The sequence below is a fragment of the Sedimentibacter sp. LTW-03 genome (genome assembly GCF_052059825.1).
GTDB lineage: Bacteria > Bacillota > Clostridia > Tissierellales > Sedimentibacteraceae > Sedimentibacter.
In genome coordinates, this window is record NZ_CP197180.1 from 2,582,758 (window position 1) to 2,599,218 (window position 16,461).

Annotated in this window: 14 protein-coding genes; 8 read left to right on the forward strand and 6 right to left on the reverse strand. The window is 37.0% G+C overall.

Annotated elements, in window-relative coordinates; genetic code table 11:
* Positions 1 to 98 precede the first annotated feature (98 nt).
* Positions 99 to 1,016, forward strand: coding sequence for a glutaminase A (gene glsA, locus ACS3UD_RS12715; protein WP_308139260.1), 918 nt, complete (start codon positions 99 to 101; stop codon positions 1,014 to 1,016).
* Positions 1,017 to 1,061: 45 nt separating this feature from the next.
* Here glsA and ACS3UD_RS12720 read toward each other — a convergent pair whose 3' ends face one another.
* The gene (locus ACS3UD_RS12720; RefSeq protein WP_308139259.1) at positions 1,062 to 3,638 is read right to left on the reverse strand and encodes a heavy metal translocating P-type ATPase; all 2,577 of its coding nucleotides are present in this window, start codon (positions 3,636 to 3,638) and stop codon (positions 1,062 to 1,064) included.
* A gap of 12 nt (positions 3,639 to 3,650) precedes the next feature.
* Positions 3,651 to 3,914 (reverse strand): metal-sensing transcriptional repressor, encoded by a 264-nt coding sequence (locus ACS3UD_RS12725; protein WP_308139258.1) that lies wholly within the window; start codon positions 3,912 to 3,914, stop codon positions 3,651 to 3,653.
* 275 nt (positions 3,915 to 4,189) lie between these two features.
* Here ACS3UD_RS12725 and ACS3UD_RS12730 point away from each other — a divergent pair, with 275 nt between their 5' ends.
* Positions 4,190 to 5,584: a tryptophanase gene (locus ACS3UD_RS12730; protein WP_308139257.1), complete on the forward strand. Its 1,395-nt coding sequence runs from the start codon at positions 4,190 to 4,192 to the stop codon at positions 5,582 to 5,584.
* Positions 5,585 to 5,708: 124 nt separating this feature from the next.
* Here ACS3UD_RS12730 and ACS3UD_RS12735 read toward each other — a convergent pair whose 3' ends face one another.
* The 3 genes from ACS3UD_RS12735 to ACS3UD_RS12745 form a co-directional block, all read right to left on the reverse strand.
* Complete coding sequence (locus tag ACS3UD_RS12735; protein ID WP_308139256.1) at positions 5,709 to 6,614, reverse strand: glycyl-radical enzyme activating protein; 906 nt, start codon at positions 6,612 to 6,614, stop codon at positions 5,709 to 5,711.
* An 8-nt stretch (positions 6,615 to 6,622) separates the two neighbouring features.
* Positions 6,623 to 8,992, reverse strand: coding sequence for a glycyl radical protein (locus tag ACS3UD_RS12740; protein WP_308139255.1), 2,370 nt, complete (start codon positions 8,990 to 8,992; stop codon positions 6,623 to 6,625).
* 102 nt (positions 8,993 to 9,094) lie between these two features.
* Positions 9,095 to 9,643 carry a helix-turn-helix domain-containing protein gene (locus ACS3UD_RS12745; protein WP_308139254.1) on the reverse strand — a complete coding sequence of 183 codons (549 nt, stop codon included), beginning with the start codon at positions 9,641 to 9,643 and terminating at the stop codon, positions 9,095 to 9,097.
* Positions 9,644 to 9,832: 189 nt separating this feature from the next.
* On the opposite strand from ACS3UD_RS12745, the gene ACS3UD_RS12750 reads away from it, so the two are divergent.
* Together ACS3UD_RS12750 and ACS3UD_RS12755 are read left to right on the forward strand one after the other, a co-directional pair.
* Positions 9,833 to 11,365 (forward strand): putative polysaccharide biosynthesis protein, encoded by a 1,533-nt coding sequence (locus ACS3UD_RS12750; RefSeq protein ID WP_308139253.1) that lies wholly within the window; start codon positions 9,833 to 9,835, stop codon positions 11,363 to 11,365.
* Between the two features lie 107 nt (positions 11,366 to 11,472).
* Positions 11,473 to 12,024 (forward strand): putative ABC transporter permease, encoded by a 552-nt coding sequence (locus ACS3UD_RS12755; protein WP_308139252.1) that lies wholly within the window; start codon positions 11,473 to 11,475, stop codon positions 12,022 to 12,024.
* 58 nt (positions 12,025 to 12,082) lie between these two features.
* Here ACS3UD_RS12755 and ACS3UD_RS12760 read toward each other — a convergent pair whose 3' ends face one another.
* Positions 12,083 to 12,235, reverse strand: a complete 153-nt coding sequence (locus ACS3UD_RS12760) for a hypothetical protein (protein WP_440977628.1) — start codon at positions 12,233 to 12,235, stop codon at positions 12,083 to 12,085.
* A 657-nt stretch (positions 12,236 to 12,892) separates the two neighbouring features.
* Between ACS3UD_RS12760 and ACS3UD_RS12765 the strand changes: the two genes are divergently transcribed.
* From ACS3UD_RS12765 to ACS3UD_RS12780, 4 genes are all read left to right on the forward strand, one after another.
* Positions 12,893 to 13,834 (forward strand): aminotransferase class IV, encoded by a 942-nt coding sequence (locus tag ACS3UD_RS12765; protein ID WP_308139250.1) that lies wholly within the window; start codon positions 12,893 to 12,895, stop codon positions 13,832 to 13,834.
* Between the two features lie 146 nt (positions 13,835 to 13,980).
* A complete protein-coding gene (locus tag ACS3UD_RS12770; protein WP_374049898.1) occupies positions 13,981 to 14,361 on the forward strand; it encodes a Na+/H+ antiporter NhaC family protein in 381 nt (126 codons plus the stop codon).
* Positions 14,362 to 14,398: 37 nt separating this feature from the next.
* Complete coding sequence (locus ACS3UD_RS12775; RefSeq protein ID WP_308139249.1) at positions 14,399 to 15,163, forward strand: sulfite exporter TauE/SafE family protein; 765 nt, start codon at positions 14,399 to 14,401, stop codon at positions 15,161 to 15,163.
* 232 nt (positions 15,164 to 15,395) lie between these two features.
* The gene (locus ACS3UD_RS12780) at positions 15,396 to 16,457 is read left to right on the forward strand and encodes a M24 family metallopeptidase (RefSeq protein WP_308139248.1); all 1,062 of its coding nucleotides are present in this window, start codon (positions 15,396 to 15,398) and stop codon (positions 16,455 to 16,457) included.
* The last annotated feature ends 4 nt before the right edge of the window (positions 16,458 to 16,461 follow it).

Sequence of the window (16,461 nt, forward strand, 5' to 3'; positions counted from 1 at the left end):
TATTAAAAATACATGATCATATTTATCAATGTTTAATTTTCTTGAAATATTTCCCTTTCGGATATATTATTAATGTAAGAATTTTTTTGGAGGATTAAATGGAGGATATTTTCAGAGATATAATTAAAAATAATATCGGATACACATGGCGAGGAAAAGTTGCCACTTATATTCCTGAACTGGCAAAAGCAAATCCCGGAGACCTTGGGGTATGTTTGGTTACATTGGACGGACGTGAATATTCCGCGGGAGATTACAGCAAAAAGTTTACCATGCAGAGTATTTCAAAAGTTTTGACTTTCATTCTTTCTTTGATGGACAACGGAGAAAAAAAAGTATTTGAAAAAGTTGGTATGGAGCCTACGGGAGAAAGCTTCAACTCCATAGTAGATCTGGAATTAAAAAACATACACAAACCGTACAATCCCATGATAAATGCGGGAGCTATAGCAACAACCTCACTTCTTGCAGGAACCTCCGTAGAAGAAAAAACAGAAAGAATACTGGATTTAGCGAGAAAACTTGCAAATAATCCTGAAATTCAAATAAATAACAGTGTTTATTTGTCTGAAAAGCTGACTGGAGACAGGAATCGTTCAATCGCTTACTTCATGAAAAGCTTTAATATTATAGATGGTTCAGTTGAAGAAATATTAGATGTATATTTCAAGCAATGCTCAATAGAAGTAAATTGCCGCGATATTGCCGACATGGGCTCCGTGCTGGCTAACGACGGCGTATCTCCAAAAACAGGCAAATCAATAGTTCCTAAGCATATTTGTCGAATAGCAAAGACTATTATGTCAACATGTGGATTATACGATGCTTCCGGCGAGTTCGCCGTACATATAGGCATTCCGGCAAAATCAGGAGTAGGCGGTGGAATTATGGGAGCCGTTCCAAAAAGAATGGGTATTGGTGTATACGGGCCCGCGCTGGATGAAAAAGGAAATTCCATAGCCGGAATTCAAATACTAAAGGAACTTTCAGATAAACTTGATTTGCAAATATATTAAAAGAACAGAGCGCCCTCATTTATAATTGAGGACGCTCTGAGAAAATTATTTTACTTCTGTTACATCATAGCCTGCATCTGTAACTGCTTTAGACAGCACCTCGCTGCTTACTTCTTTTGCCAATATCACATGGGCTTTCTTTTCTGCCAGGTTAACTTCTGCGCTTTCAACTCCGTCAACTGCTTTCAGAGCCTTTTCAACTGCAGCCTTGCAGTGCCCGCAGCTCATTCCTTCGATTTTCATAACTTTATTCATTTCATTTCCTCCGTTTATATTATTTGATTTATCTGATAAGTCTTCATTTATGACCTTTATGTCATCGTAGCTATTATCTTTAATTTCTTTATCAAATTGCCCAGACATCCTTACCGGTTTAAAAAATTTAAGCCTCAGAGCATTGGACACAACTGATACAGAACTCATACTCATGGCTCCTGCCGCAAACATAGGATTCAGTTTCCAGTCCAGAAAACTGTAGAATACTCCGGCAGCAAGAGGTATGCCTATAGTGTTGTAAATAAATGCCCAGAACAGATTCTGCTTGATATTTCTAATTGTTGCATTACTTAGCTGAACCGCAGTTACGGCATCCAATAGGTCACTTCTAATCAGCACTATGTCAGCCGACTCTATGGCAACATCAGTTCCGGCTCCTATGGCAACTCCAACATCTGCTCTCGCCAGTGCAGGTGCATCGTTAATTCCGTCACCAATCATTGCAACCTTTCTTCCCTGCTCCTGTATTTTTCTTATTTCTCTTTCCTTATCTTGGGGAAGAACTTCTGCTATTGCCCTTGATATTCCAAGCTGCTTTCTGATTGCCTCTGCTGTCTTTTTATTATCTCCAGTAAGCATTACAACCTCTATCCCCATAGCCTCAAATTCCTGAATAGCCTTCAGGCTCGTAGGCTTAACCACATCGGCCGCAGCAATTATACCCAGCACATTTTTTTCGTCAGCAAAATACAAAGGAGTTTTCCCTTCGTCAGCCATATTTGTTCCTATTTCCACAAAATTATTTTTAATGTTTTTCTCGTTTAAAAGCCTTAAATTGCCTATATAATATTTTTTGTCATTAACCAGTGCCTGAAGCCCCTGCCCCGGAATCGCCTCAAAGTCTTCCACCTGATACAGCTCCAGATTCCTTCTTCGTGCTTCTTCAACTACAGCTTCAGCCAGAGGATGTTCAGAGCTTTTTTCTGCAGATGCGGCAATTCTAAGCATCTCTTCTTCGCTTATACCTTTTGCATACACGTCGGTAACTTTTGGCTTACCTTCAGTTATTGTCCCTGTTTTATCCATTACTACCGTCTTGATTTGATGAGCAATTTCAAGCGCTTCTGCAGACTTAATAAGTATTCCGTTTTCTGCTCCCTTGCCGGTCCCCACCATTATTGCCGTAGGCGTCGCCAGCCCCAAAGCACAGGGGCATGATATCACGAGAACTGCAATTCCTATGGACAATGCAAATTCAAAAGTTGCTCCCAATATAAGCCATACAATTACCGATATAACCGATATGGAAATTACCACAGGAACGAATATGCTGCTTATTTTGTCAGCAAGCTTGGATATAGGTGCCTTTGAGGAACTGGCCTCTTCCACAAGCCTTATTATCTGTGACAGTGTAGTATCATCACCAACATTCTTTGCCTCAAACTTAAAATATCCTGATTTATTTATACTGGCTCCTACCACATTGTCTCCGACCTTTTTTTCAACCGGTATGCTTTCACCGGTAAGCATAGACTGGTCCAATGAAGAGCTTCCGGAAATTATTATTCCGTCAACAGGCACAGACTGGCCCGGTTTTACTATTACAATATCTCCTTTTACAACATCCTCCACGGGAATTTCAGCTTCCATTCCATTCCTTTCCACCAAAGCCGTCTTAGGTGAAAGATCCATGAGCTTCCTTATAGCATCGGATGTCCTTCCTTTAGCCCTGGCTTCAAGAAATTTACCCAAAGTTATAAGCGCAAGGATCACTCCTGCCGACTCAAAATATAAGTCCATGGAATACTGCATAACCATATCCGTATTCATGTGGCCTAATCCATATCCTATTTTATATATGGCAAATATTCCATACCCTACGGCCGCCGTCGTACCCAAAGCTATTAGCGAATCCATGTTAGGAGATCCCTTAAACAGAGTTTTAAACCCCACAACATAATATTTTTGGTTAATAATCATAACTGGGGCTGCAAGCAGAAGCTGTGTAAATGCAAATGTTATGGAATTCTCCATTCCGTGAAATACAGCCGGAAGCGGCCATCCAAGCATGTGCCCCATAGATATATAAAACAGCGGCACTGCAAACAGAAATGAAATTATTAGCCTTTTCTTCATTTCCTTAAATTCCGCTTCAGCATCAGGTTTTTTTTCCGCTCTCGTCTGCATCCTTTTTTCCGCAGATGAAGCTCCGTAACCTGTATCTTCAACAACCTTTATGATATCCCCTTCCGACAGCAAAGCTTCATCATACTTAATTGTCATAGAATTACTCAAGAGATTTACATTGGCTTCAATAACTCCCTCGGTTTTATTTATATTTTTTTCTACTCTTGCTGAACATGCCGAGCATGTCATGCCTGTAACATTAAATTTCTGTGATTTCATTCATTTCACCTCTTATTTTGAGACCTTGTTAATCAATGAAATAATTTCATCAATTTTTTCATCCTCACTGCCCTGCTCAAAAGCCTCTTTTACGCACATGTGCATGTGAGCCTTTAATATTTCATTGTTTGTTTTTTTAAGAATCGAAATTACTGCCGCTATTTGGTTGCATATATCCATACAGTATCTATCATCTTCAACCATCTTGGATATTCCCTCTATCTGCCCGGCAGCTGTCTTTAAAAGACGGTTAATTGTATTTTTATCAGCTTTCATACTTCCTCCTCGCATACTCCCCCCCTGTGGGGGTGGTGTGCCTAAATGATATACTTTTTTTATCATTTTGTCAACATTGTTTTAAATATTTTTCGTATAATTATTATGAGCAATTATTTTCATTTTATTTTACGCCTTTCAGCTCCATTTTTAAAAAAGCGAAACAACCTTTAATTGGTAAAAAAACTTGAACCAATATTAAAAATATTATATAATTATTGTGTATACTGACCGCTAGTCGAAAGATAACCGGGGTGTTTTTGAGGAGGAAAAATATGAGAATTAAGTACATTCCTGAGCCATTTAGAATTAAAATGGTTGAAACAATCAAAATGACAACTCCAGAAGAAAGAGCGCAAAAAATTAAAGAAGCAAACTACAATCTATTTAACCTCAGAGGAGAGGATGTATACATCGATCTTCTGACAGATTCCGGAACAAATGCAATGAGCTCTAACCAGTGGGCAGGAATCATGGTTGGTGATGAGGCTTATGCCGGTGCAAAAAGCTACTATCGCCTTATTGAAACTGCCAAGGAAATTTTCGGATACAGCTACATTCAGCCCGTACATCAAGGCAGAGCTGCGGAAAAGGTTTTATTTCCGGCATTGCTAAGCAAAGGACAGTTCGCTGTTTCAAATATGTTTTTCGATACAACTCGTGCTCATGTTGAACTGGCAGGCGCACGCTGTATAGACTGTGTAGTCAAAGAAGCCAAAGATCCTGAAAAGCGTGCAAAGTTTAAAGGAAATATGGATATTGAAAAGTTAGAAGAAATCATTAAGGAACACGGTTCTGAAAAAGTTGGTCTCGTTGTTATGACGGTTACTAATAATTCAGCCGGCGGCCAGCCTGTTTCAATGAAAAATATGAAAGATGTTGCTTCAATATGTAAAAAATATAATATACCTTTAGACATTGACTCAGCAAGATATGCTGAAAATGCATACTTTATAAAACGTGATGAAGACGGATATTCAAATAAATCCATAAGAGAAATAGTAAGAGAAATGTTTTCTTATGCTGACATGTTCTCCATGTCATCCAAAAAAGACGGAATTGTCAATATGGGCGGTATGATCGGCGTAAAAGATGAAAAGAAATTTGAAGATATTATAATGAAAATTAAAGCAAATTGCATCAGCTTTGAGGGATTTATCACATACGGAGGATTAAACGGCCGTGATTTAGAAGCGCTGGCAATAGGTTTGAACGAAGCTCTTGAGGAAGACTATCTGAAATATCGAATCGGTCAGATGGAATACCTTGCAGCACTGTTAGATGATGCCGGCATTGCCTATCAATCTCCTGTCGGTGGTCACGGAGTTTTCATAGATGCAAAAAAAATGTTGCCTCACATACCATATTACGAATTCCCCGCTCAGGTACTTGCAATAGAACTATACAAGGAAGCCGGCATAAGATCTTGCGACATAGGTTCTTATATGCTTGGAAACGATCCAGATACAGGTGAACAAATAAAATCGGATTTTGAATTTACAAGGCTGGCAATACCGCGCAGGGTGTACACTCAAGCACACTTGGATGTTATTGCAGATGCTCTTATTTCTATTAAAGAAAGATCCGGAGAAATCAAGCGCGGATATAAAATAGTCTGGGAACCTCCTATACTCAGACATTTCCAGGCTCATTTACAGCCTATAGAATAAATATTTTCATTATAATTGCAGTAATTTGATAGATATACGGTTATGCCGTCTTAATGACTTTGTCATCAAGACGGCATTTTAAAATATTATGAAAATCATCATTAAACAGGATATCCTTACTTTTCTAAGAATAACTTACAACACAGACTCCCCTGCATCTTATCTTTTCCTTTAGTTCATTTATCCACTCTTCAGATGGTTTTTTAAATTCTCCCGACGGCTTCTCAAGACCGAGTGCCTCATACTTTTCATTGCCATAGCTGTGATATGGCAGCAGCTCTATTTTTGGATTTTTAATGCATGATTTAACAAATTCCGCAGTTTTTAAAATATTTTCCGCATCGGCATTTACGCCTTCTATAAGAGGAATTCTTACAATAATGTCCGCATTTAACTCACCGGATTTTTTTATGTTGTTCAGTATTTTTTCATTTCCCTTGCCTGTGAACTTTATATGCTTTTCATTATCCATATGTTTTATGTCTACAAAAATCATGTCCATTTTTTCCAGTATATCGTGAATTTCATCAAACTCAAAATATCCCGAGGTTTCTATTGCCAAGTTTATGGCTCTGTCGTACAGACTATTTACCATAACCCTCAATACATTGTGCTGCATTGTTGCCTCTCCTCCGGAAAATGTAACTCCACCGCCGGAGCGCCTATAAAATATCTCCTGTCTGTCTAAAATATTGAGTATATCTTCAGCCGAATACCTCTTCACTAGCTTCCTTCTGCTGCCGGAGGGACAAACATCGGCACATATACCGCATGATGTGCATTTTTCCCTCTCTCCCGGAAAATTTAGGTTAATTCCTATGTTTTCGGGACAGTTCACCATACATTTGCCGCATCCTATACAGCTTCCGGTAATATACGATATTCTATCTGCGCGTACCAACGCCTCAGGATTGGCACACCACTCGCAGCTAAGCGGACATCCTGCAAAAAATACTGTTGTCCTTATTCCGTCTCCATCATTAACAGAAAAATTTTGAGGCTCCATAAAGTATCCGTATATTTTATCCATATCTTCTCCTAAAATTTTTCGTGTGATGTCCTTGCAATAATTGCATCCTGCATGCTCTTTGACAGGTTAACAAATTGTGTGCTGTAGCCTGCCACTCTCACAAGAAGATCCTTGTAATTTTCCGGATGCTCCTGCGCTTTTATGAGAGTTTCGGTAGAAATGGTATTAAATTGAACATGGAACGCTCCCAGTGAAAAGAATGTCTGTATCATACTTCCCAGATTGCTCTGTCCTCTCTTTGTGTTTACAAGATCCTGGCTTAATCTCAGGTTCAAAAGCGTACCTCCGGAATGCACATCCTGATTCAATTTAGCTGCAGAGCGCATTGCCGCCAAAGGTGTTGATGTGTCCGAGCCTGCAAATGGTGAAACTCCTTCAGACAAAGGTTCCTTAGCCCTTCTGCCGCACGGTGTAGCTCCCACCACCTTGCCTGTAGGAAGATAATTGGATATTCCCATAAATGCCGTAATAAAATTGTTTCCGTTTATATCCTTGTATTTATGGCATTCCTTGTAATAATAGTTTGCCATCTTTATGGCTATATCATCAACATAATCTACGTCGTTGCCGTACTTTGGAACATTTAGTGCCATCTGTCTAAGTTCTTCGTAGCCTTCCCAGTTAGCATTCAAAGCATCTGCAAGAGTCTTAATATCCGTTATATTATCTTCAAAAACCAGCTTCTTGATTACAGCCAGAGAATTTGATGTAACGGCAAGCCCTATTCCTGTCAGTACAGGCCCGATATTATATTTTGCTCCGGCATCAACTAAATCCACTCCATCCTTAAGGCAGTTCTCCATGCATGAAGATAAAAACGGTCTGGGAACAAGCTGCTTATGGAGCTTCTGAGCAACAATTGTCGATATTACGGAATGTTTTATAAGATTGTCAAACTGTTTATAAAATGCATTTTCAACATCTTGATAACTTTTGAATAACCCAGGATCTTTTTCGTCAAGCCCTATCTTTTCACCGATTATTCTGCTGAACCCGCGGTTCAATGCAAACTCAAGCGCTGCTGTGAAGTTAATATTTGCGGCAGATGTCCATTCGCCTGTTTTGCGGAAGTGAGGAACCACACACCCGCAATTGTTCCAATCTCTGGCATCTTCAGGCTCATATCCGGCGTTTATTAACATCTGGTATCCTGCCTGATCGCTGTGTATTGCCGGGAATCCCGTTCCCTTGCTCACTAGGTGCGTTACAGCATCTACAAATTCTCTGGGACTGTCCTGATGAATTCTCACGCTCAATCCGGGCTGGTGCGTCTTAATTTCTTCCGTTGCTTTAAGAGCCATATATGACAAATCATTTGTGGCATCCTTTCCTTCTCTTGTCTTTCCTCCAACTGTCAGATTTTGAAACTGGTTGTAGCCGGCAAAAAATTCCGCAGTATTTGCAGATATGGTCCATACCCATTCCGAAAGTTTAAGCCAAAAAGCTTCTATTAATTCTTGTATTTCTTCCTTTGACATTATGCCTTCGTCAATATCATGCTTGTAATAGGGATACATAAACTGGTCAAACCTTCCTATATTTAAAGCAAGTGGATTTTCTGAAAGTATTCCTCCTACCTGAGTGAACCACACGAACTGTATAGCTTCGTAGAAGGTTTCCGGCGGATTTTCAGGCACATTTTTGCATATTTGAGATATTTTCAGCAACTCATTCTTCCTTGCACCGCTTTTTTCTTTCTCCGCCAGTTGGCTCGCCTTTTCGGCATATCTATTTGCATAGGATATTATACCCTCTGAAGTAAGTATAACTGATTTATAAAATTCAATTTTTTTCATATCATCAGCTGACGCCGGATTTAACTCCATCATGTGAATTTTTGCTTCTTTGAGTATTCCCCCAAAGCCTTTTTTAAACAATACATCCTGGTAGTCGGGAGTTATTTCTCCCACTGCCTGACGCCACTTAGAGTCATTGTCTACAAAGCCTGTATCTACCACAACCTTTGCTGTTTCTTTCGGAAGCTGAGCTAAGAATGATTCTTCAAGAGATTTTCCTTTCCAGTAAGGAAATATATTTTTTCTAACATAATTTCTTTGCTCATCTGTCATAATATAAGGGTCCTGCACCCTTTTATCGAAATTATCCATTTCTCTGTCAACCCACACCCACGAGAATTCGGGAGTTAAAATACCGCACTTCCTGAATTCCCCGATTGCTCCCACAATCAGCTCGTCGTCATATATATTTACTGCAAGCTGCTCACAGGCATCTTTGAAAGCCACAGCCCTTCTGATAGGCACTGAATGTCCCTCCGTTTTCTTATGTGATTCTGTCCATATTCTTGCCCTTTCGTATGAGACAGAAGGCTTAGACTTAATATAGTTCTGCCTGATTCTTTCAATTCTTTCGGTTGTCATATAATTTCCTCCTATTATTAGTTTGTTTTAACATTCTGTGTGCGTTATAACATATGCTGATGTTAAAATATAACGCCGAGAACTGACTCAGCGCTACTTATATCAATATTTAACGATGTTTTGAAATACCACTTCCGCATCATACGGATTATTGTATTCATGACATTTATCTGCTCTGAACGTCAGTGCGGCAGGTGCTTCTAAAACATGCTTCCTTCCGTCAACCACAACCTCAAGAATGCCTTCCGTAACAACTATATACTCAACCGTAGATGCCTTGTGAGGCGGTGACACGTGATGTGCTCCCGGAAGAAGCTTTATATAAAAATATTCGAAACCTGACAGCGGATTAAACGGAAAAACATTGTATAGCACCATTTTATCCTCTGATTCATAAACCGGATCAAGCTCTCCGATAACAACGGCATTATCATCTTCCTTATCAGAGCTGAGCAGCTCGGAAAAGGATATTTTCAATCCTGTAGAAATTTTCCATAGTGTTGATATGGTCGGAGTAGATTCACCTCTTTCAATCTGTCCAAGCATTGCCTTGCTCACTCCGGTCAAGGCAGAGGTTTCTTCAAGTGTAAGTTCCATTTCGAAGCGGGTTTTCCTCAGTTTATTGCTTATACTAATTAACGGATCTGCCAAAATATTAAACCTTCCTTAGTTTAGTAAATCAATTATACAATAAATCAGACTATATTACAACACTTTAGTACAATAAATCGCACCAGATACGTTATATTGTCCGAACAAACAATTTATCTACCCTACTTTTCCTCATTAATTGAAGTATAAAGCATATTATTATATGGAACATATTTTTAGAGGTGGACTATGAGAAGGGAAAATATTATTTTCGGAACGTTAATATTGACTGCCGCAACAACCGTTGTAAGAGTTGTTGGAATACTGTTTCGCATCTATCTTGCCAATGTCTTGGGAGCCGAAGGTATGGGATTGTACCAGCTGATACTTTCCGTGTACCTGCTGATGGTGACTCTTGCAACAGCTGGGATAAGAGTTGCTGTTTCAAGACTTATATCAGAAGAGCTGGCGCTGAGAAATTTCAACAATGCCAAACGCGTGCTTCGTCAGTCTCTGGTGCTTTCCGCATTCACAGGGTTTGCTTCTGCTTTTATTTTGTATTACTTCGCAGACTACATGGGCGGCAGCATACTTAACGACAGCCGCACAACCATGGCGCTTTTATACCTTGTTCCCAGTCTACCTTTCATAGCTGTTTCAAACTGCTACAAGGGGTATTTCTATGCTGTGGGCAAAATAACAAAGCCGGCAGTTATTCAGGTTGCAGAACAGCTGGTAAGAATTGCGGTTATATTTTATATAATGGATATTTTTCTGCCGAAAGGAATTGAATACGGCTGCGCCGCAGTTGCCATAGGCATGACCGTCGAAGAATTATTTTCCCTCATATTAACCTGGTTTTTTTATATTTTTGATAAAAAACCATTCAAAAAATCTAATATAAAAGCTGATAACATGATTTTTAAAATTCTAGGAATATCCCTTCCTCTTTCTGCTACATCTTATTTAAATGCTATTTTGAGGACGGTTGAAAACACGCTTATTCCTGCCAGACTGCTTTTATTTGGCTTATCCCCGGCTGCTGCTATGAGCATTTACGGAATGATTAAGGGCATGGTTTTGCCGATTTTATTTTTTCCTTCTTCATTCCTGACATCTCTGTCATCAATTTTAATTCCTGCTGTGGCAGGTGATAACGCCGCTTCTAATGAAAAGAAAGTTTCCGGCACTCTTTCAAAGGTACTTCATTTCACCTCCATTTCAGGAATATTGGTAGTTGCCGTATTTGTAGCGTTTCCAAAAGAAGTAGCCACTGTGGTTTACAACGATTCTCAGGTTGGCGTCATGATAAAAATAATATCCTTCGTATGCCCGTTTATGTATCTAAACATGGTCATATCATCTATGCTCAATGCACTGGGTGAGCAGATGAGCTCATTCAAAATAAATATAATTGAATCGGCACTCAAAATATCCATAATATATTTCTTTGTACCTGTCTACGGGTTTAACGCATACTTATTTTCGTTGTTCATAACCACCATACTCAATACAATACTGTATCTCACAAGGCTTCTGCAGGTTTCATGCATAGTATTTGATATCTCAAACTGGATTTTTAAGCCTGTTGCTTCAGGAGCAGCAGCCGGATTTATTTCTAAATTTTCATACAATATTTTTATGGCAAACTCTCCAAATCAAATATTTCCGTTGATTTCTTCCATAATAATATGCATGCTTTTGTATTTAATGGGACTTATTTTAACCAGAAGCGTTAAATTATCATCTATTAATGAACTAAAAAAATATATAAAAAAATAGCAGCTGTTGAAACTTTCTTCATTATGAACATATTGGCATAAAAACCAAAGGATATTTCTTCGATTAATTCAAAAAATACTTTTAACAAGTAAAAAAGGAGAGATATCATGCAATATAATTTGATAAATATGTTGATGTTTTTCTTTGTCTACGGATTTTTAGGTTTTATTCTGGAAACTGTGTTTAGAAGTGCCGCGGAAAGGAGATTAGTCATAAGCAGAGGTTTTTTGACAAATATGTTCTGCCCTCTTTACGGAATTTGCGGCCTAGCCATAATCCAGATATTTATCTTCACGGAAATTACGATCACCAGCCGCCTTGCAGCCTTGATTCTTGCTACTGTGGGAAGTATGCTGGCCGTAACTGTCCTTGAATATGCATCCGGACGAATTTTAGACAGGGTTTTTGACCACAAAATGTGGGATTACAGCAACCTACCCTTTAATTTTCATTCATATGTCTGCCTTGATTTTTCACTTATGTGGGGAATTGTATCAATAATTTTAGCAAGTATAATTCATCCGCTGGTTCAAATGGCTGTATATGCTACAGCCGAAACAACTAAAATTATTTTTTTATACTTTGTTTTTTCGGCACTGTTTATAAATGCTTCCTATAACTTTAGAAAAATCTATCGTCTTAATTTAATAAGACTATAAAAAATGTCATGTTCAGAAATAACTGAGCATGACTCATGTCAAGTAGACAATTTAAATATTAGACACATATGGATGCATAGTTTAGATATTCTAAAGGAGCCATGCATCCTAGTTTTTTTGAAATCCTTTTTCCATAAAATATCTCGAATTTTAATGCGCCGAAAAATCCTTCCATAGGCCCATTATCTATGTACTCACCAACCTTAGACATACGTTCCAGCTTTTTCAATTTTATTTTCAAAGATATTTTCAGTATACTGGAATCTTCTATCGCTATGAAATATAAACTTTGCATCAACATACTTATTGATGGCTTTATCAAACAATATTATTGTTGTTCTTCTTAAATGATAATTCAATAATACTGTTATCATAAATATCCATAATTGAACAATTCATCTTGTTTTTCTTTTTCAGATTTTATCCTACTTTTATATTTGTAATATCCATTTCTTGAAACATCTAGAATCTTACATAGTTGGCTACTAGATAACCTTTATCTTTAAAAAAATCTACTGCTTTGTACTCTGCTTCTAACCTTACTTTCAAAAGCGAAATTTCTTTTCGTATTCTCTTCTTTTCTTTAATGCTATTTCTTTTTACAAGTTGAAGCTTTAACTTCTCAATTTCAGTTAAATTACTTTCATCAATTCCTGACCTTGGCCCACGCTTTTTATATTTTAATGTATCTGTTCCTTTGTATATATGCCCTTATTAAGAATTTTTTGTGAATTAACTTTTTTGTAGCCTAACGAATTTAAAAAAAGTTTTATTTAAAATAGAAAAACGTTTGACTTTATGTATATTTAATATTATAATTTTGGATAATTGGTAATACCAATTATCCAAAATTATAAGGAGAATAATTATGTACAAATTATCACAGCTCACACCAGATGGCAGCATTGTTCTTAACGGTGAAAAAATTGCAGACACAATTCTTTATGTAAACGGAGAATATGTGAAAAAGTCAGAGGCAGTAATTTCTGTTTATGATTCGGGATTTCAGCACGGTGATGGCGTTTATGAAGGTATACGTGCATATGATAGAAGAGTCTATCGCTTAGAAGAACACATTAAACGTCTTTATGAATCATGTTACACACTTGGTATTAATATCGGAATGACACAGGACGAAATGAAACAAGTTGTTAAAGAGCTTGTTAAAAAGAACATAGAGGCAGGCATACATGATATACACATGCGATTGCAAGTAACAAGAGGCTTTAAGGCACAGACAGGTATGCATCCTACCCTCAATATAACAAATTCATCAATTGTTATATGTGTTGATGAAAAACCACCTATATTCAATAAAGATGGGATTACACTTATAACTACTTGGCTCAAGAGATATAATCCACAGTATATGGATCCAAAAATCCATTGCTGCAATCAGCTTAATCAGATCATGGCGGCTTGCGAAGCAATGAGGCAGGGTGCAGATGAAGCAATTATGCTTGACCAGAATGGATATGTTGCTGAGACAAACTCAACAAACCTTCAGCTTATAAAAGACGGTGCACTCGTTCTACCTACTCTGGACTCACAGCTTCCAGGCATAACAAGAAAAACAATGATACAAATTGCAAAGGATCTTGGAATGGAAGTTCAAGAAAGAAACGTATCTATTTCTGAATATTACAATGCAGACGAAGTATTTATTTGTGGTACAGTTGGCGAAGTTGTTCCTATAAAGATGATTGATGGTAAAAAGATAGGTCATAAGGTTCCAGGCTCTATTACAGAAAAGTTCTCACAGGAATATAAAAAGATGACCGAAACTTTCGGTGTTTCAATTGATGATTAATTAAAAAAAATCAATGGAAGAAACTTATGGAAAACTAAGAAAACGTCACCCTTTTTTATAGCAGTTCTACCCATAATAGTTATGGCAGTTGTTATGGGAGTAGGTTTTGGTAAATATCGTTACAGCGTAGAAGTTTTACTTCTTCTATGCTCTTTCCTCACCATTATTCTTGCAGTGACGGCACGCTTATTCTTGTAACAGTTATAGCAACATTTATTGTTACTATAGTTGTGGGAAACGCATATATTCCAATTCTTCTCTGTGGCGAACTTTTTAAGGATGCTTTTAAAGAAAGATGTTTGGATGCGAAAAACCTTTCCAGAACTTTGGAGGATTCAGGAACATGTGTAATTCCGCTCGTACCTTGGTCAGGCGGTGCATACATGGCGGCAACCCTCGGCGTTGCAACATGGGATTATCTGCCTTGGACTATATTTTGTTACACAGGTTTCATATTTGCTATAATCTGGGGCTTCACAGGCTTTGGTATTGCAAAAACAAAGAATGAAAAAATTGTAAATATTTGACATTAAAAATAATCAAGAAGAATTACTGGAGAATATTATGTTTATATTTTATTTTCTTATAGCATTTATCGCTTCCACCATAGGGGCTATAAGCGGTATAGGCGGAGGAATTATAATAAAGCCTGTTATGGATGCCATAAGCGGGCTTTCAGCAAGCACTATAAGCTTTATGTCCGGATGTACAGTTTTGTCTATGGCTCTATTCTCGTTTATAAGAGGACTTAAGGGAGAAGTAAAGCTTAACTATGCAGTAAGTATCTGGCTAGCAGTAGGTGCTGCTAATGGAGGATATATAGGCAAAAGTCTTTTTTCAGCTTATACTGGAAACATTGCTCTTGTACAATCCGTTATGCTACTTATTATTAATTTTCTTGTATTTATTTATATAACAAATCAAGGAAAAATCAAAACACTTACACTTATGAACCCATTTTTGTGCTTTGTCATTGGGCTTTTGCTGGGCATGGTTTCATGTTTTCTTGGAATTGGAGGCGGTCCAATAAATATTGCTGTACTTTACTACTTTTTTTCTATGTCACCAAAGGTTACAGCCAAAAATTCACTTTTTATTATTCTTTTTTCCCAGGTTACAAGCTTTGTAACTACTTTAAGAACAAATACTGTACCATCATTTGACACCTTGTCTCTTTACGTTATGTGCACAGGTGGTGTAATAGGAGCAATCGCAGGATTAATAGCATCAAAAAAAATGTCTAACAATAATGTTGAAACTTTTTTTACACTTGTTCTTGGTGGGCTTATAATGCTTAACACTTATAATGTTTTACAAATTATGATGTAACTTTTGTAATTTATATTAGACAAAAAACAGTATTTATTAATGTGTCAATTTATTACTAATTATTTGTAATAATTGATACTATAAAAATTATTGACAATATTTCGCATTTGAATTAGCTATATATAGCTTGCTATATAAAATGAATTAAATTATATGTTAAGAGAAAAAATAAATATAAAAGATTAAATTCAAACTAAAAGGTAATTCGAAATTTAATAAAAGGAGTATGAATATGTACAGAAGAGTAATGAAAAAAGTAAAAGAGAGCAATGTAGATGCCTATATTGTGCGTAATGATGCAAACAGAAATTATCTTTGTAGCAAGGGAAACTATTATCTGCCAGGTATTTTACTTATAACGGCAGAAGAAGTTTTTCTTGCAACACCTTCAAGAAATATAAAATATTTTAAAAATATTTATTCAGAATATACTGTGTTTTTTGGTGGTATTGATGAAATTGTAAAAACAAGCTTTAGTAAAGGCATTAAATCTTTAGGATATGAGTCGACAACAACATCTAAATATGATTATGATATGCTTGTAAAAAAATTTTCCGGCGTAGAACTTGTAGATATGCCTCAATTTATTGAAGATGTACGTATGATTAAGACGGAAAAAGAGGTGGAATTTATTCAGCAAGCTGTTGATCTTGCAGATAAAGCATATTTAGAATTTCTTAATTTCATTAAAGTTGGAATGACGGAAAAACAAGCAAGAAATATATTCAATGATATATTAATGCATATGGGTGCAGAAGGGTTTTCGTTTGATACATTATTATCTTCAGGATCAAGATGCTTTATGCCACATTGTGCACCTACTGAAAAGGTTATTAAAAAAGGTGATTTAGTCCTTATGGATTTTGGTGTTGTACTTAATGGATATTGCTCTGACACATCTAGAACTATTGTAATGGGCAATGCTGATGACAGACAAAAGGAAATGTATAATCTTGTATTAAAAGCACAAATTATGGCGCTCGAAAATATTAAAGCAGGAATGACATGCAGAGAGGCTGATGCATTTTCTCGAAATATTATTACAAAAAAACTGGACAAAGGTTGTTTTGACTACGGCCTTGGTCATGGTATTGGTATGGAAGTTCATGAAAAGCCAAGGCTTCATCCTCAAAGTGATTATATACTTTCGGAAAATACTATTGTTTCTGTTGAACCGGGCATATATATAGAAAATTGGGGCGGAATAAGAATTGAAGATCTTCTGTTAATAGAAAAAGAAAAAGGAGGACGTAATCTTACAAAGGCACCGAAAGATACTTTATTAGAAATATAATTTT